General features: G+C 56.4%; 14 protein-coding genes and 2 pseudogenes. 8 read left to right on the forward strand and 8 right to left on the reverse strand.

All coding sequences use genetic code 11. From position 1 onward, the window contains the following. Positions 1–379: 379 nt before the first annotated feature. Positions 380–1270 (reverse strand): LysR family transcriptional regulator, encoded by an 891-nt coding sequence (locus AC2FLO_RS06720; RefSeq protein WP_496811655.1) that lies wholly within the window; start codon positions 1268–1270, stop codon positions 380–382. A 113-nt stretch (positions 1271–1383) separates the two neighbouring features. On the opposite strand from AC2FLO_RS06720, the gene AC2FLO_RS06725 reads away from it, so the two are divergent. The 4 genes from AC2FLO_RS06725 to AC2FLO_RS06740 all read left to right on the forward strand — a co-directional run bounded on the left by AC2FLO_RS06725 (position 1384) and on the right by AC2FLO_RS06740 (position 7950). Next, on the forward strand, positions 1384–2934 hold the full coding sequence (locus AC2FLO_RS06725; RefSeq protein ID WP_496811656.1) for a proton-conducting transporter transmembrane domain-containing protein: 1551 nt from the start codon (positions 1384–1386) through the stop codon (positions 2932–2934). Positions 2935–2948: 14 nt separating this feature from the next. Beyond that, positions 2949–5357, forward strand: a complete 2409-nt coding sequence (locus AC2FLO_RS06730) for a YbcC family protein (RefSeq protein WP_496811657.1) — start codon at positions 2949–2951, stop codon at positions 5355–5357. 238 nt (positions 5358–5595) lie between these two features. After that, the gene (locus AC2FLO_RS06735; RefSeq protein WP_496811658.1) at positions 5596–7377 is read left to right on the forward strand and encodes an adenylate/guanylate cyclase domain-containing protein; all 1782 of its coding nucleotides are present in this window, start codon (positions 5596–5598) and stop codon (positions 7375–7377) included. 339 nt (positions 7378–7716) lie between these two features. After that, positions 7717–7950, forward strand: a complete 234-nt coding sequence (locus AC2FLO_RS06740) for a hypothetical protein (RefSeq protein ID WP_496811659.1) — start codon at positions 7717–7719, stop codon at positions 7948–7950. A 35-nt stretch (positions 7951–7985) separates the two neighbouring features. On the opposite strand, the gene AC2FLO_RS06745 is transcribed toward AC2FLO_RS06740, so the two are convergent. From AC2FLO_RS06745 to AC2FLO_RS06770, 6 genes are all read right to left on the reverse strand, one after another. Further along, a complete protein-coding gene (locus AC2FLO_RS06745) occupies positions 7986–9215 on the reverse strand; it encodes a hypothetical protein (RefSeq protein WP_496811660.1) in 1230 nt (409 codons plus the stop codon). 119 nt (positions 9216–9334) lie between these two features. Then, positions 9335–9736, reverse strand: a complete 402-nt coding sequence (locus AC2FLO_RS06750) for an HGGxSTG domain-containing protein (RefSeq protein ID WP_496811661.1) — start codon at positions 9734–9736, stop codon at positions 9335–9337. A 70-nt stretch (positions 9737–9806) separates the two neighbouring features. After that, the gene (locus AC2FLO_RS06755) at positions 9807–10427 is read right to left on the reverse strand and encodes a hypothetical protein (RefSeq protein ID WP_496811662.1); all 621 of its coding nucleotides are present in this window, start codon (positions 10425–10427) and stop codon (positions 9807–9809) included. Next, positions 10424–11176 carry a DUF1376 domain-containing protein gene (locus AC2FLO_RS06760; RefSeq protein ID WP_496811663.1) on the reverse strand — a complete coding sequence of 251 codons (753 nt, stop codon included), beginning with the start codon at positions 11174–11176 and terminating at the stop codon, positions 10424–10426. The genes AC2FLO_RS06755 and AC2FLO_RS06760 overlap by 4 nt, the downstream gene beginning before the upstream one ends. 117 nt (positions 11177–11293) lie before the next feature. After that, positions 11294–11500, reverse strand: coding sequence for a helix-turn-helix transcriptional regulator (locus tag AC2FLO_RS06765; RefSeq protein WP_170780027.1), 207 nt, complete (start codon positions 11498–11500; stop codon positions 11294–11296). Positions 11501–11712: 212 nt separating this feature from the next. Next, positions 11713–12906 (reverse strand): tyrosine-type recombinase/integrase, encoded by a 1194-nt coding sequence (locus tag AC2FLO_RS06770; protein ID WP_496811664.1) that lies wholly within the window; start codon positions 12904–12906, stop codon positions 11713–11715. A gap of 333 nt (positions 12907–13239) precedes the next feature. On the opposite strand from AC2FLO_RS06770, the pseudogene AC2FLO_RS06775 reads away from it, so the two are divergent. Beyond that, positions 13240–13485, forward strand: a pseudogene (locus tag AC2FLO_RS06775) (DUF6538 domain-containing protein); the annotation flags it as partial. 202 nt (positions 13486–13687) lie between these two features. Here the strand turns inward: AC2FLO_RS06775 and AC2FLO_RS06780 are convergent. Continuing rightward, entirely contained in the window at positions 13688–14641 is a 954-nt protein-coding gene (locus AC2FLO_RS06780; RefSeq protein ID WP_480495906.1) for an AraC family transcriptional regulator, read from the reverse strand. A gap of 136 nt (positions 14642–14777) precedes the next feature. On the opposite strand from AC2FLO_RS06780, the gene AC2FLO_RS06785 reads away from it, so the two are divergent. The 3 genes and pseudogenes from AC2FLO_RS06785 to AC2FLO_RS06795 form a co-directional block, all read left to right on the forward strand. Then, a complete protein-coding gene (locus tag AC2FLO_RS06785) occupies positions 14778–15299 on the forward strand; it encodes a DUF4142 domain-containing protein (protein WP_480556396.1) in 522 nt (173 codons plus the stop codon). After that, a complete protein-coding gene (locus AC2FLO_RS06790; protein ID WP_496753153.1) occupies positions 15299–15646 on the forward strand; it encodes a cupredoxin domain-containing protein in 348 nt (115 codons plus the stop codon). The genes AC2FLO_RS06785 and AC2FLO_RS06790 overlap by 1 nt, the downstream gene beginning before the upstream one ends. A gap of 136 nt (positions 15647–15782) precedes the next feature. Further along, a pseudogene (locus AC2FLO_RS06795) lies at positions 15783–15908 on the forward strand (IS3 family transposase); the annotation flags it as partial. Between the last annotated feature and the right edge of the window lie 512 nt (positions 15909–16420).

A 16420-nucleotide genomic window follows, 5' to 3' on the forward strand; every position in this document is an offset into this window, starting at 1 on the left:
CCGCCAATCATGCCGGGAGGATAGCTAAAAGGAGAGTTGCCCGTCAATACGCGGGGCAAATGTCTACTCAGTCCGCATCTTACCAGTTCACGACCCGCGCGGTGAAGGTCAGCTATCACAGATTTGGGGCAAGCGTCGTGGGTCCGCTTCGGGCTGCCTGCGGCCATCTGCCAAACGGGGTTGGGTGCGATCTCGCTGCGAACCCACTGCCGCACCGCCGCAAGTCTGGTCTGAGCCCGTTGCGGACATTCTCCTATCTCTAATTTTGCAGATGCTGCAATCTTGTCGGGAAAGCCAACGGAAGAGAATTTCCCGGTCGCAGCAAGTCAAACAGCCATTGGTAGCTCGGCAGTATGCGGATTGCACGCATGTTTGCACTTCAAGTCAAAAATGCGGAACCAGTACTTCGTTCGAGAAGATCCTGGACCAAGGGGTTCGGGAACCGGCGCCGAAGCGTGATGGCGAAAAAGGTTTCCTTGATCAGAGGGCGCTCTTTGGCTTCCTTGAGCCGACCAGAGTTCAATTCATCTTTCACGACGATCGGCGCTACAAGAGCAAGCCCGATATCCTCTCGTGCCAAAAGACGCATCATGGCCATGTCGTCCACCTCGGCGGCGATTTGCGGGCGCACGGATAACCGGCTGGCCATGGCGTCAAAAGCGGTGCGCACACTGCTGTCGGTCGTGGGCAGAATGAAGGGCTGATCGAGGAGAAGTTCCCTGATCGGACGGTCCGGGTCGAGCCGTTCTGGGGTACCAACGATGCTGACGTCCTGCTCCCCAATCTGGTGCGTTTCATACGGTGTCAGGCTGTCGTCAGGTGGTGGGCGGTTCATGAGCACCAAGTCGAGATTGAGCGTTCCCAATCCTTCAAGCAATTCCGTCGGACTGCCCGAGCGCAGGATCACCTCAACATCGACGCGTGACAGAATCGGTCCCAGAAAACCGATCTGGAAGTTGCGCGACATGGTTGCGAGCGCGCCCACGCGCAACGCCTTGCGGCTTTGAACGGTGCCTGTCAGGGTGGCGACAAGTTCCTGGCCGGTCGAGAAAATCGCATCCGCGTGGTCCAACGCAATACGTCCGGCCTCGGTCAGATGAAGCTGCCGCCCACGCCGTTCGAAAAGAGCATGGCCAAGACGTTCTTCCAATTGCTTGATCTGAACCGACAAGGCCGACTGTGACAGGTTCAACCGCTGTGCCGTGCGCGTCAGGTTCCCGTCATGCGCAACCGCCCAAAAATACCGGAGGTGATGATAGTTCAATGGCATTCCGTTTTATTTAATAGAACGATAACTCAAGAACAATGAATTTTTATTGCAAGAGGTTCTATCCTAACAGGTTCCCAAAGGTCTTTGGCCGCGAAAACTAAAGGATCTCGATCATGGCTTATCTGTTTTTGCCCCTTGTCAGCCCACTCGTCCTGCTGGTGGCGGCACTTCATGCGGCGCGACATCCAGGGAAACGTCCCGGACTGGTGCCGAAATTGACCGAGGCGGCCGCATTTGCCGCCTTCGCGATCGCCGCGGTAGCTGCAACGCTTCTTGTGGTGAAAGGCCCCGGCACGTCGGCAATGATCGGGCTGTACGGTGTTGGCCTGTCCGTGCGGCTCGACGCCGTGAGCGCGGTGATGCTGGTGCTGGTCAGCTTCATCGGCTGGATCGTGCTGCGCTATTCCAGGACCTACATGGATGGAGAAGCCCGACAGGGGGCATTCACCACCTGGATGTCCGCGACGCTGGCCGCGGTCCTGCTCATCGTGATGTCTGGCAATCTGTTTCAGCTTTTCGCGGCCTGGACGCTCACCAGACTGTCACTGAACCGGCTGCTCCTTTTCTACTCCGAACGCGCAACGGCGCGGCGCGGCGCCCGCAAGAAAGCCCTCGTCGCGCGGCTGAGCGAAGGCGCACTGGCGGGGGCTGTCATCCTGCTGATCACCGCAACCGGGACCAGCGACATCGAAACCATCCTTACGACGATCGAGGCCAACTGGCTGACAATGGTGGCGGCCCTGCTGATCGCCGTCTCGGCAGTGTTGGCATCGGCACAATTCCCGGTACATGGCTGGTTGACCGAAGTGATGGAGGCGCCAACGCCGGTATCCGCCCTTCTGCATGCGGGTGTTATCAATGCGGGCGGGTTCCTCTTGATCCGGTTCGCGGACGTGATGCTTCTGGCTCCGGGGGTCATGGCGCTCCTCGTCATGCTCGGCGGTTTCACTGCGCTGTTCGGTGGTCTGGTGATGCTGACCCAGCCGGCGGTCAAGACGTCGCTGGCATGGTCGACCATCGCGCAGATGGCCTTCATGGTCATGCAATGCGGCCTGGCGCTGTTCCCGCTGGCCTTGCTGCATATCGTAGCGCACTCGCTGTACAAGGCGCACGCGTTCCTCAGTTCCGGTGAGGCCGTGCGCAATGTCGCGGCGATCCGCCGCCCCGGAGCGATTGCAGTGCCGAGTGCTCGCAACGTCTTGCAGGCCTTTGCCATTGCCATCGTGATCTACGGTCTCGTCGGCACCATTCTGGGGTTTGATGGGAAATCGATCCAGGCCATAGCCTTGGGCGTGATCCTGATCTTTGGCGTTGCCTATCTGCTGGCGCAGGGCTTTGCCGATGCGGCACCGCGCGCGTTGATGCGGCGCACGGTAATCTATGCCTTGGTGACTTCGGTGAGCTATTTCGCCCTTCAGGTCGTCGCGCAGTCTCTCACCGCCGGTAGCCTGCCCCCGACCCCGAGCCCGGGTCCCCTGGAGTGGGCCCTGATCATCCTCGCGCTTGTGAGCTTTGGCTTTGTCGCCGTGACTCAGGCGACATTTCCGCTGTGGGCATCGCACCCGGCGGCAGCCGGACTTCGCGTTCACCTGACCAACGGCCTCTATGCCAATGCGATCTTCGACAAGCTTCTGGACGGATGGTCCAAGCGCTCAGCAGCCTGAAAGGAACAAACCTCATGTTTGCAAAACTCGAGTCCTACCCCGCCGCCCTGTTGGAACTTGTCGCCGAGGCCAACACCGCCGCCAAGGCGATCCCGCCGCTTTTTCCACTTACCGCGAATGTTGCGGTGAACCCGTTCCTGGGCCAGACAGGTGAGACCCTAGCGGTCACCGCTGCGCGTCTGGCGCGGGTAGGAGGCGCCCGGATTACACCTTCGCGCGCGCACTGGGCCAGTAAATTGGACGCAGGTGAAATCGCCGAAACGGACCTGCTGGATGCATTGACTGCGGTCGAAGGGCGGTTCCATGTACTGAGCCTGCAGGACATCAAAGCCGCTCTGGAGGATGACACACCCGAGCCCAAAGCCCTTCCCACCGTGGCTGAGTTGGCGGCGGACGTTTCGGGCGTTGACTGGCCGGGGCTGATCGAAGACCGCATTGGAGCATGGGCCGCCAGTCATTTTGACCAGGGACAGGCTCTCTGGCAGCAGGCCAGCACCGGCGGACCCTTCAACGCCTGGCGGGATTTCGCCTCGCGCGATCTGACGCCCGAGATCCAAGGCCTGAAGGGCTTTTGTGCCTTTGTCGCTGAAACCAACCGGTCGCATTGGCGCGCCATAGGCCGCGCTTCGGAAAAGCTCGGAGTGACCACCGGTGCCGCGACGACCGCGTTCCACCGTTGGCTGATGACGCTGGGCGGATGGGCCCAATACGGGCGTTATCTTTTGTGGCAGGCAGAACTGGATGGCGAACAGGAAAGCACCGTGACCGAGCTTCTGGCTGTCCGCATGGTGTTCGACGAAGCGCTGTTCGAACTCTATGAAGACCAGATCGCGGCGCGTTGGGCAGAGGCTATCGCGGCCCACCAGGCCCCTGTCACCCCTTCAAGGGACCTTGTCATCGACGCGGTACTCCAGGACGCGGCAGAAAGGTCACAACAGCGTGTTCTGGCGGACAAGCTGCTTCGGGGCAAACCGCGCAAGGCCCAAGGGCGTCCGGATGTGCAAGCGGCCTTCTGTATCGACGTTCGTTCCGAAGTCTTCCGTCGCGCACTGGAAGCGCAGGACGAAAACATCGAGACTATCGGTTTTGCCGGGTTCTTTGGGCTGGCCAGCGCGCACAAGGCCGCCGGCTCGGATGTGACCGAACTGCGCGGCCCGGTGCTCCTGCAACCCGGCGTGGCATCACAGGCGGCCGAACCCAAGAAGGCCGATCTCGACCGCCGCTACACCGCACGGGCCAAGCGGGCCTGGGGCCGGTTCAAGCTGGCAGCTGTCTCGTCTTTCGCCTTTGTGGAGGCCACAGGACCGCTCTACGCCGGCAAACTGGTTCGGGATTCGCTGGGTCTTGGCAGCAAGGCCACGGTAGAACCTGCGCCTGGGATAGACCCGGCGATCGACCTTGAAACGCGTGTTGAACTGGCGAAGTCAGTGCTGACGGCCATGTCGCTTACGGACAATTTTGCACGGATCGTATTGCTAACCGGACACGGCGCCGACGTAACCAACAATCCGCACGAAAGCGCGTTGCACTGTGGCGCCTGTGGCGGTTACGCGGGGGACGTGAATGCCCGGCTTCTGGCGGGCCTTTTGAATGATCGTGACGTGCAGCTTGGGTTGCGTGAAGATGGGATCGAGATCCCTTCGGATACGGTGTTCCTGCCCGCAATGCACCATACGACGACCGACAAGGTGACCCTCTTCGACCGGGATTTGCCGCGTGGCGTAGCTACGGGCGGACTCGCACAGCTGAAAGAGTGGCTGGCCGCAGCAGGGAACCTCGCCCGTGCAGAGCGCGCGCAGCGTCTACCGCGCGCCTCTGGCGCAGCGACCGTCGCAAACCGAGCACGGGACTGGGCCGAAACACGTCCCGAATGGGGGCTGGCCGGGTGCCGTGCCTTTATCGCCGCGCCGCGCCACCGCACCGACGGCGCGGACTTGTCCGGGCAGGCATTCCTTCATGACTACGACTGGCGTCGCGATGATGGGTTCGGCGTTCTTGAATTGGTCATGACCGCCCCCGTGGTCGTCGCCAGCTGGATCAGCCTTCAGTATTACGGCTCGACCGTGGCGCCGACCCTGTTTGGTGGCGGCAACAAGCTGCTGCACAATGTGGTGGGTGGCATCGGAGTTCTGGAAGGTAACAACGGCGCCCCTCGTCCGGGTTTGCCGTGGCAGTCAGTCCATGACGGCAGCGGGTTCCAACACGATCCGCTGCGCCTGTCCGTGATCGTCGAAGCCCCGCGCGAGGCAATGTCCGAGATTCTCAGGCGCCATCCCGGTGTGTGCGAGCTTTTCGATAACGGTTGGCTTCACCTGATCGCCATGGATGACGAAGGCAAGCTGGCCTGGCGCTATCGCGGAAATCTGAAATGGACACGATTCAATGATCAATCCGATGTCACGCGCGCAATAGCAGCGGAATAGTCCGTCTTTCCGCCCGCGTGTATATGTCCGTTGTGTCCGCTGAACCGTCGTTGAGCACTCAGATTGGCTGAAAATCCTGATCGAAAGCGTCAGATGACGGGTTTGAGCCCGAAGCGGACGCACGATTTCTGAACTTGGACGTTTAATCCGACACCAGCAACTTTGGTCTTTCCCCACTATGATCATTGGATTCCGCCGCCCCTTCTGGTTACCGTGGAACGGTCTGGGGTTTTCGCTAATGAAACGTCTTCTATCTACCATTCTTGCTATCGACATGGTCGGATACTCGCGGCTGATGGCAGCAGACGAACGCGGGACGCTATCACGGCTAAAAAATCTCCGCCGCGAGATCATTGACCAGGAGATCGCAAGTGCAGGCGGCGAGATAGTCAAGCTGACTGGCGACGGCATGCTTGCATTATTCGGGTCCGTCGTCGCCGCGGTCGAGGCTGCCGCGACAATTCAAAAAAGTGTTTCTGACGCCGAGGCCGATACCAAGCCGGACACCCGAATCGAATTTCGCATGGGTCTGCACCTCGGCGACATTATCTTGGACGATGGAGATATCTATGGTGAGGGTGTGAACATAGCAGCCCGGCTCGAAGCTCAGGCCGAACCCGGCGGCATCACGCTTTCCGAAGACGCCTACCGTCAGGTCCGCGGCAAGACCGCGCTCACGTTTCAGGACCTTGATGAACTAACGCTCAAGAACATCCCCCAGCCCGTACGCGCCTACAAAGTCAACTTGAGGACGGAGAGCGCAAACGCGCTCGAAATACTCACGGGTACCAAGCCCGAGATACCGAAAAAACCTTCGGTCGCCATCTTGCCTTTCGAGAATATGTCCGCGGACCCGGAGCAAGAATACTTCGCCGACGGCATCACCGAGGATATCATCACCGAGCTCTCGCGCTTTCCCGAGTTGATGGTCATCGCCAGAAACTCGACCTTTGCCTACAAGGGCCAGGCCATCGATCTGCGCGAGCTCAGCCGCGATTTGGGTGTGCGTTTCGCGGTCGAGGGCTCTGTTCGGCGCGCGGGTGACAGGGTCCGCGTGACGGCGCAGTTGATCGATGCCACGAACGGCAACCACCTCTGGGCCGAACGTTATGACCGTGATCTCGAAGACATTTTCGCAGTCCAGGAAGAGATCACCCGCGGCATCGTTGCTTCGGTCGCACCGCAGATCGAGTTGGCCGAGACCGGTCGCGTCCTCGGAAGTTATGGCGTGGACTTCTCGTCTTACGATCTGGCGTTGAAGGCACTTGATCAATCCTACGAGGCGCTCCGGCTCGGCAATTATGAGTTGCTTTCGACCGCAGCTGAAACTGCCGCGCGGGCGATTAATGGTGATCCCCGCTGCGCACTTGCTTACGAAGTTCGCTCACAAGCATTGCTCTACATTTTTCTCTACCGATGGGGAGACGATCCGGACCAAGCGTTGCTCGAGGCAAAAAAGTGTATCGATCAAATCTTCGATGTCGGCACCTCGGACCCCAGAGCATATTCTAGAAGGGGGCTGGTGCTGCATTTTTTTGGCGACCGGGACGAGGCGCTGGGCTATCTGAGGCGTGCAGTGGAACTGAACCCGAACTATGCCCATGGACTTTTCCTGCTTGCATGGGCGGAATCAGTGGATGGGCTTTCGGATGAGGCATTCGAACACGCGCATCTGGGGTTGCGCCTGAGTCCGCGCGAACGTGAGTCGGTTCTGGGCACGGCCTATCTGGCGCTGGCCCAGGCGAGCTTTGCCAGGAGTGACAACGCTGAGACTCAGAAATGGGCACGGCTCGCCATACAGATGCATCCGCGCGCCCCAATCCGCCGGGCCCTGATGATCGCCACCTGCGGACTGGCTGGCGACCTCGGTGAAGCGGATGAACACCGCGAGTTTCTGGCGACATTTTCGCCAGATTTTCTTTCCTCGCTCATGTCGGGGAAAGTCACTCTTTACAAGAATGCTCGGGACAATGCGCGTCTGATAGAAGGGTTGAAACGCGCCTGCGGAGCTCTCGAATGATGGAAGCGAATGACCGGATGTTCAGGGCCGGTTTGCGGATACTAGTGACCAATCCAGAAATGGCCGATATGTCCGCTCTTCTTCAATTCACTTGGTGGAATTGAACGTCCGGACTACGCCGTTTGTGACATGCTGCACCAGCGAGACTGGGCAACCTGACTAACATCCGCAGAGGGCTCTCTATTGACATGCGGGTATTCTTCCGGCGCTTGAAGTATCTTCTTTCTAGTCGCTCATGCGCCGATACCAGCCCTTCATTTTGTCCCAGGGTACGACAGAGTTTTTCAGTGGGAATGTGGGAGAAAACTGGTGTTCTAACACGCAATAATGGAGCAAATCATGAACGCCAAAACGAAAAAACCCGCTGGTCTGCCCTCGAAGAAACATGGCATGAAGTCCGGAAAAAACCGCGACAACAAATCTCCCAAGCCCGGGAAAGCTTCGCGAGTGCCGATGACAACGGAAGCTGTCCGACGCATCGAACAAAGCAAGACGCTCGACAGTGGATTTGTAAACCGCGCCCAAAAAGCGGTTGCTCACGGCTGCCCGAAGCAACCGGCACGTCAGCCCTGATGCTATGACTTGAGCACAGCCTTGCTGAATTGGGATCAGAGGCAAAATTCAGCAAGGCGCTTCCTATGGTTGTCCAATGCGCTATCGTAGATCAGCGGCCAATCCTGCCAAACGTCGTGCAAGTCTTGAAGCAGTGTCGGATTGTCGAGCTTGCGACTTGCGTACTCCCACACACGCTCAATGTAACTCATGAACCCAGCGACGTGCCCGTAGATTCGCAGCCGAAGAAGCTCATTTTCCCACTTTGTATCCCCGTCGGCCGACAAAGCACTCTGAAGTGTCTCGTCGGAAGGCGAATCCTCTGCGGCTTCGATCGTTCGGCAAATGTCCTCAACGATCTTGAATGTAAGCGGTTTTTGACCGGAAAGAACTCCGTTCAACTTTCGAACAATATTTTCGCTTCCATTGGCGCCGTCCGGGTGTTTTACCAAAAGGGTGTGGATCTGGCGGGCAACGCTGGTCGGACCCCGACTGCCCGTTCGTGTAGCACCGTGGTGAACTCGCTCAAATTCAGCGAGGGCAGCAACCCAGGCTGGCCCACTTGACCATCGCTGCCCGCCACTTTCAGTCTGCTGAGGTGTCGGGTTCAGAATTGGGTTGCCCTCCTCGCCGGGCGCGGCCGCTGCCGTCGAAATGAGAGCCAGTTGCCACAGCATACCGGTCAGACACCCCAATTGCCCCAATCGTTCCGCATCGAGGCTTGTTTCGCGTTCCACATACTTTTGCAGAGCTGTTCCTTCGGGCAATCCTTCCAGGAAAGTCTTTATCAGGTTCTTTTCGGGTATCTTGCCTTGTTCCAAAGCGATGCCATTCCGCTCCGGTTCAGAAAAAGCTTCGATGAACGAGGCGGATAAAGCTTGCGACGTGTTCGAACCTGGAACCGATGTGCCAGAACGGTTGGCTGCCATACCCAAAAGAAGTGAAGTTGGTCCGCCGCACCATTTTGCGAACTCGACGAAGGACAAATCGTACTTCTCTTGGAAAGCATTGATAGTGTCATCAAGGTCAGCGAAATTGAATCTTTTTGCTTCTTTTCGACCGGCCCGGTCGGCCCAATGATCAAGGAGCTGCGTAAAAAAAGCCCGCATCTTGTTACTATCGAGGGAGACTGCCTCGGCATCGGGAATACGATCTTTCATTTTGCGGAGACGGTCGGCTTCGCGAGTTTGCGTTTCTGTTAGGTTTCTGTTGCGAGCAAGAAAAGGAACATGCTTCGGTTGAAAATTAGGCTGCGCCGCACCAAGGTCGGCGCAGTACGCATTCATCAGGGGGCCTTTGAAAGGATAACTAATCATCGTGGTAGTCGGTTTTGGGTCTTGTGTTGATTGGAGCTGTTTGGAGGGAAGAGCTATCGACTTGTTGCAGCTAGCCGCCGCTTACGGTTCTACGGACTCTTTGCGAAAACTCTACGTTTGCCCTTCGGACCAGTACTGAGCCCACCATGCAATCGGCAGCGCCGTTTGCCAGGAACTATTCGGGCCTGACATTGGCCGCCGTTACGTGTTTTTGCGCCGCACTTGGGACGTTCTGCCTTGGGCAACGGTTCACCGATCTCATTCAGACCGATCTCTGCCATCCGTTTGCAGTTTGCACCGCGGCACTGTGAGCAATCCCTCCGATAATTTGGGTGCTTGTGCGCCTCTGCTGGGCACGGCCGCCAACGTAATCGAATTTCACGCCAATCAATGGGGTCACCTTGAAAGCGCGCACGGAATTTCTTCTCAAAATTGGTCGGTCGCCCCATCAGAAAACACCAACATTTGTTAACATAGTTGGCAAACCCCATGATGGGCGCGAGGCGAAGGGGGTGCCGCCGGTCCCCTTGCTTTCCATAGAGGCTAGTTTTGACATTGCGCTCATGCTGCACCTTCCCATTTGTGTCTGGGTATTATCTTGGGCTGCGGCTTGGGCAAGGCGCGCGGCTCTGAGGGCTCATGCGCAGCGGCCTCCGCGGCGGCATGGCGGGCTTCGAACTCGGCAACTTTCGCCAACGCAATTGGTTCATCGTAGGTGTCTTTGAGCCAAAAGATAAACGCCGCGCGATAGCGGCGCATTTGGGCTTCACTGACTTTCCCACTTGCCACCAATTCGACAGAAAGACGCCCATAGAGATAGCCATCAGACACCCGCTCACCGGCATGCACTCGGTTTGCGTTCACATCCAGAGGGTCAAACTCGTTGCCCTCGGCAATGCGCCGGGAGGACGGGCCGGTGATTGCCATTGCCGCCGCCTTAATTTCTCCGGCGGTGGGCCATGCGCGGGTCTTGGCGTCCTCGTCAAGCCGATCCTCGAAGTTCGGCCACCAATCCTCGTAACCGTCTTTCGGGGCAAAACGCATGAAACAACGAACCAGTGAGGCCATCTCGTCGGCCTGAGCTTGAGCCCCGAGGCTGCGAGGCGGGGCCTTGCGGTCGAGATAGCCGGTGATCTTGTCGGTCAAGAAGGTTTCCCGCCGCTTGCGGTCGAACATGGTCATCGTCTTGCATTTACCTCCTTCGCCATCGCCATGAGTTCAGCCGTGGTAGGCTGTGCAGGCTTGCCGAGAATTGCGGTGATGTAGGGGATCGGGTCTGCGGTTTTGGCGTGGTAGGCGTCAATGAAGGCCGCCCGAACCTCGCTAACTGAACTCCTCTTCAGCCACTTGCCAATGACACTACGGGCCTGGCGGTCATCGACACCTTGCGAAACCAGCCAATCCTTGCACTTCGACCAAACGACGTCTGTCGCATCGACGGCGTTGCCGTCCATTCCGTCAGGAATGGTAATATTTGGGTTGTTGGGTAGTTGGGTAGGTTTGTCCGTGGGGGTATCCACGGTTGCAACCTCGGATTTTCCCTCGGTTGATAGTGTTCCTTTATTTCCCAATGGGTTACCCGTTTTTTTCCCCGATTTCCGGTCGGATTGAGTCTTGCAATGGCGTTCGACGTAAGCAGCTTCTTTTCGCAACCGGCGGGAAATTAGGACGCCATTGTCGGTTTCAAGGAACTCCCTGATGGCAGGCCCGATGCGTGACCTCCAGAGGCGGAAAGATACCCTGGAGACCGCCGCTAGACGGCGGTCATCATCAGGGAAATCACATGTTTCGCGCACCCACATCGCCATGAGAATAAGCATGTAGGCGCCAACTTCATCGGCTGCGAGGGGTTGAGTATCACGCTGGAATGCGTCTACCCAAAGTGGGCAGGGACGTTTTGTGCGGGCACGTTTGGCGTTGAAATTACTCATCGTGAGTAACCTGCCGCAGCTTTCCAAGTTCCCTTGGGCTTACAGCGTCACAAGTGATGTTAGCTATTGTCGATGTATCGAAGCGATCGACCATAATGGATCCTCCACTGCGCGCGATTAGCATATGTCGCCATCGCGCAGAGCGCGGAGGTGGGAATCGATTTCCTCTTCGATCCACAACAAACGACCACCCAGTTTGACGGGTTTGGGAAGCCGCTCTGCAGCCAGGTCGGCATAAATGGATGAACGAGAACGGTTCCCGAGCTTCTCGCGAAGTTCCATTAGGGTCAGGTATTTTGCGGAAGTTGCCGTGAATGTGCTCATTGTGACAGTCGTCCTTTCTTACTCGGGACGAAAGCCAGAATGATCGCAAACGGCCGCTCGTCCCACCAATGGGTGCCCCGTGTCGGGGAAGACGAGCTGCACATCTTGCGCAGCAACAGTTCCAATGTTAGCGGACTAATTGGTGCAATTCAATATGTAGCTGTTTAGATTTGCTCAGCCACTGTATTTAGAGTGGTCATGGCTAGCGTTAATTACCGTGTTGAGAGGCAAGACACGACTTCCCTAGTTCCACCGCACACGTAGCTCGCCCATTGCTCGCTCAACACCCTACGCTGCTCAAGAAAATCTGTGCGTCTGTAAGCTCGAACGACACCAGAGTCAGTTACGTGTCCCAGCATTGCTTCCGCTACTTCGTGAGGTGCGTCGGTGGCTTCAGCCAGCCAGTCGCGAAGACTGCTGCGGAAGCCATGCGGGCGGGCGTCCAATTTGCGGCGCTCCATCATCCTTGAGAGCGTCATATCAGAGATCACGCCCTGCCGTGTATTCGGAAAAAGGAAACCATTTCTGGAATGCGGTAGGGCAAGGTCGATAACGCGTTGCGCTTCCTGCGAAAGCGGCACACGGAAATCACTTGTTGCCCCTTTTCGACCTTTCATGGCCTCACCGGGTATAGTCCAAACGTGTCCCTCAATCTGTTCGAGCCTGATAAAGCGCAAAGGTTTAGAGCGAACGCCGGTTAGGATGAGCAACCTCATTGCCAAGTTCGAGATAGACGGTTCCTCTAAGCTTGAGTAGAAGACAGGGACATCGCTCCACAGCATCGCTGGGATGTGTTTCGGCTTGTGACGTGACTTTCCCAACAACGCTTTGGCTTTTTCTGTTGCCTGGAGGTCAACGTCCAATCCAAGCGCGGCCGCGTGGCGAAAGACAATGTTTAGCCGGTTCATTGCTTTGCGCGCTGTGTCGGCTTTTGTGTGCCAGATTGGAGCCAGGGTGTCGCGAATGTCGCGCTGGTCAATGTCTGTTATTGGCACCTTTCCAAGCTTGGGCAGTACATGCCCATTTAGCGGTGAGAGCCAACGCCCTGCTTTTCCATCGCCTTTGAGTTCAGCCTTTCGCGCTTCGAATGCATCTGCAGTCAGAACCGCAAGTGAAACATCTTCCCGCCGCGCCGCACGTGCCTCTGCTTCACGCTCCTTGACCGGATCACGGCCTTCCGCAGCGACCGTACGCCATCGCTGTGCAACACTTCGAGCACTTGCAAGAGAAAGAGTTGGATAGCCGCCTAAGCCCATTTCGCGCCTTCGGCCATGCACAGTCACACGAAGCATCCACTGCGCGCCACCGTCGTCTCGTTTAATAAACCAAAGCCCAGCTCCATCGCAGTGTTTACCGACCGGTGCAGATTTTACAAAGGAAGCCGAAAGTCTGTTCGTTGCCCGCATTATTATCCACCCCAATATCCACCTTAACTTATTGGATAGCGCCAAACACGGCAAGACAAGCCCGGACAGTTTATTCACCTAAAACATCGTAATTGAATGGAAATCTGAACAAGAACGAACAACCTCATACAGGTTGCCTGTGCCTCTCCTGGGCACCATTTCTTCCCCAAAAATATATAAATTCCAAGAACTTAGCGGAAAGTTCAGACCTGTAAAGGTGACACAAGAGGTGACGCAATGCCTCTAATCATCTTTGAAGCAGAAGCGATTCTGATCATGGCTAGATACACTGAACAAAAGAACTCCAATGGTGTTTGGTAATTTCGTGGGCGTGTTCCCCAAGACGTTCGAAAGCACTACCCCAAGCTAAGCAAGCGAAACAAACTCAATTTTGCTCTCCAAACGAAAGACCCCAAGGAGGCGACTGTTCTGGCTCAGAGAAAAGTCACCGAACAAGATGGGTTCTGGAAAAGTGTCAGAAGGGCCGAAAGAGTATTTCAGGTTGATGGGAAAAGACCCCGAAAGCAGGCAGGAAATGGTCGCGCTCGAATAGTCTGCCTGACGTCAGACAGAGGTTGAAAATGCCCAGTCCGAGAACAAAAGGAGGCACCATCATGGCGATGGCGGCGGGATTATCGATAAGGGCGGATATATCTTTGATGGCAAAAAGCGGAAACTTTCTTCTCCGTTGTTTTGCGACGGAAAAGTGTGCTCCTCAGCAACAGGTACTTTTGAGCACTGTCATTGGAATGAATGCATACCCGGCAACATTGCAGATCGTTCAGACCTGAGTGGGCAACGCAGAGGTTCGAAATCTGGCAGGCGGTTGCCCGATCTCTTTCTTGAACGCGCGACTGAACGCTGCTTCCGAGGAATACCCACTCAGATCCGCGGCCTCGGCAACACTGACACCTTTCTCTACTAACGCGCTGCGGGCAATCTGCATACGCCATGCAGTCACATATTGCATCGGTGTGATCCCAAGCTTCTCGGAAAACCGCATTGCGAAACTTGTCCGAGACAATGCCGCCCTGTTGGCCAAAGAATCGACACTCCACTGCGCTGTCGGGTCATTGTGGAACGCCGTCAATGCGCGGGTAAGATGAACATCGGCGAAACCTGCGAGTTTTCCCCCTGTTCTGGCGGTATCTTCGATATGGCACCGGATAGCCTGCGCAAAAATCGCCTCTGACATCTTCAGCGCTATCAAATCACCTCCAAAACGGCCGAACCCTGCCTCGGACCCTATCACGCGCAACGTCGCTTCCAGCCAATCGCTGGCCTCGGCGCCATAATCCCGGATGACAATGCTTGGCGGCAATCGGTCAAGCAACAGATGTCTTGATCCTTCGGCTAGTGAAAAATGACCACAAATCAGCTGGTTCTCCATGTTGGGGTCGTTACCGCCATACACCAGAACACCCTTACCATCATAGCCGGACCTTTCCAGCACGTCATCCAGCGGCAAGGCGTCTTCCGGGCCCGAAACACGACAATTCAACGTATGCGCCGCCCCGTGTGGAACCAGGACAAGATCGCCTTTGGTAAGGCGTAGCGCCCGATCTTCTCCTGCGACGCGCACCACGCACTCACCGCGATGTACATAGTGGAACCGGGCCACGTTCTGAAACGCCGGCACCTGGATCCCCCAGGGCTGTTCGCTAAGGCTGGTGCGGAAATACAGTGTCCCCTTGAGCGACAGGCGGGTCAGAATATCACTTAGCAGATCAAGCATGGTTGCTGATATTACCAAGAGTTCGATATCTGTCTACATGTTCGAACGATAGGGCATGTCTTCTGGACGGCAGGTAATTCAAAGACAAGACAAACTGTACGCATATCAGGGCTTCAATCAACTTTGGAGATTCCAGATGAAAACCGCTTTCCTTTCTGCTGCTCTTGTCGTCGTCGGCTATGCTGCTGTTGCAGATGAGAACAAGATGAACGATCTTGAAATCGCGCATACAGCGTATACTGCCGGTGAAATCGACATCCGCTATGCGCATCTTGCTCTTGCTGTGTCCGACAATAACGACGTTCGGGATTTTGCAAACACAATGATCCGTGATCATGCGGCCGTGAACCAAGCTGCAGGGGCGTTGATCCAACAACTGAATGTAACGCCCCAGGACAACGCCCTCAGCCAGGCCCTGGTTAAAGGTTCGGTCGAGAAACGCGATGAGCTGAGCGGGCTGCGCGGCAAAGCCTTTGATTGCGCCTACGCTCAGAATGAGCTCGCCTATCATCAGATCGTGAACAAAACGGTTGAGGACGAGTTCATCCCCAACACCACCGTTGAGCCGCTCACCAACCTGCTGCAGGATGCTCTTGCAACATTCAAACAGCATGAAGGCCACGCCGAACAGATGGTGTCTGGGCTGGATTGCGGCTGATGGCTGTACTGTCACGCAGAAAGTTTGGTGCCGTACTGGGTGCGGCACCGCTTACTCTTCTGGCTGGCGCACAGGTTGCGTCCGCCGGGGCAACCAGCCATCAGGTTTCCATTCGCAAATTCAAGTTCGCGCCTGAGAAACTCGAAGTTTCGGTCGGTGATGAGGTGATCTGGACCAATCTGGACATCGCGCCTCACACCGCAACGGAACAAAAGATGCAAGACTGGGACACCGGACCGCTAGAGCGGAACGAAAAGGCAGCCGTGGTATTCGACAAACCCGGGGTTTATACCTATTTCTGCGTGTTTCACTTGCATATGAAGGGGACTATCATAGTGAAAGATTAATCGGCGGCTACACGCAGGGAACTGAGCGTCGCCGTGCTTTGATTTCTTCATCAGAGTCACCTCATTCATCCGTTAAAAAAACTACTTCCAAACGCCCCAAGTTTTCGGTGAGATTACCACCCCGCGCGTTTGGTGATACGATTACAACAACATCAGACCACACTCATCACTCAGCAATCAGACACCCGCAGAAACGTGCCAGGCAATTGAGTATTTCAATGGCTTTACACCCGGCGCGTCTGCTCAACCCGCGGCCGAATAATACGAAAATCACACCCGCAAGAACGAGGGAGTGTCAGAGGCAGAGTATACGCGCGAAGTTGTCGTGATATTCGGCGGCGGACCAATTCCATTCCTATGATCCTGCTGTTTTGTCACGTTTTCCTTTTGGATTGAAATAACGCGTCGCACCCGAAGAAATCGCACGCCATTATGCACGGCGTTTTCAGTTGCACTGGTTGGTCACCGCAGGGCTATTGTGTTGAATTCGGGCCTTCAGGATGTTTTCTGCTTTGGCCTTCATAAGAGGATTACGGGTCTATTTCCCGGCGATCAGCTGGTGGGTGCGGTCTCTGAAATCACAGATTTGAATCGATGTTTCTGGATGCGTTTTTGCGAAAAACGGCCAAAAGTTCACGGTTGTTTACTCCACCAGCTTGGAACGCGTTGCCGACTTTGGCCCCAAGATTGTGGCCGGAATTGGAGTAAATTTGGTTTATATCTGCGTTTATGCCTCAATTTTGGCGACGGAGAGCGGCCGCTATTCAACTTGTT

The sequence above is a fragment of the Ruegeria sp. TASC047 genome (assembly GCF_059612445.1).

Coding starts and splice junctions, on each gene's coding strand:
- AC2FLO_RS06785 (WP_480556396.1), top strand. CDS start 14,778: ATGAAAACCGCTTTCCTTTCTGCTGCTCTTGTCGTCGTCGGCTATGCT.
- AC2FLO_RS06720 (WP_496811655.1), bottom strand. CDS start 1,270: ATGCCATTGAACTATCATCACCTCCGGTATTTTTGGGCGGTTGCGCAT.
- AC2FLO_RS06740 (WP_496811659.1), top strand. CDS start 7,717: ATGAACGCCAAAACGAAAAAACCCGCTGGTCTGCCCTCGAAGAAACAT.
- AC2FLO_RS06730 (WP_496811657.1), top strand. CDS start 2,949: ATGTTTGCAAAACTCGAGTCCTACCCCGCCGCCCTGTTGGAACTTGTC.
- AC2FLO_RS06735 (WP_496811658.1), top strand. CDS start 5,596: ATGAAACGTCTTCTATCTACCATTCTTGCTATCGACATGGTCGGATAC.
- AC2FLO_RS06790 (WP_496753153.1), top strand. CDS start 15,299: ATGGCTGTACTGTCACGCAGAAAGTTTGGTGCCGTACTGGGTGCGGCA.
- AC2FLO_RS06725 (WP_496811656.1), top strand. CDS start 1,384: ATGGCTTATCTGTTTTTGCCCCTTGTCAGCCCACTCGTCCTGCTGGTG.
- AC2FLO_RS06765 (WP_170780027.1), bottom strand. CDS start 11,500: ATGAGCACATTCACGGCAACTTCCGCAAAATACCTGACCCTAATGGAA.
- AC2FLO_RS06770 (WP_496811664.1), bottom strand. CDS start 12,906: ATGCGGGCAACGAACAGACTTTCGGCTTCCTTTGTAAAATCTGCACCG.
- AC2FLO_RS06745 (WP_496811660.1), bottom strand. CDS start 9,215: ATGAATGCGTACTGCGCCGACCTTGGTGCGGCGCAGCCTAATTTTCAA.
- AC2FLO_RS06780 (WP_480495906.1), bottom strand. CDS start 14,641: ATGCTTGATCTGCTAAGTGATATTCTGACCCGCCTGTCGCTCAAGGGG.
- AC2FLO_RS06755 (WP_496811662.1), bottom strand. CDS start 10,427: ATGACCATGTTCGACCGCAAGCGGCGGGAAACCTTCTTGACCGACAAG.
- AC2FLO_RS06750 (WP_496811661.1), bottom strand. CDS start 9,736: ATGGGGTTTGCCAACTATGTTAACAAATGTTGGTGTTTTCTGATGGGG.
- AC2FLO_RS06760 (WP_496811663.1), bottom strand. CDS start 11,176: ATGAGTAATTTCAACGCCAAACGTGCCCGCACAAAACGTCCCTGCCCA.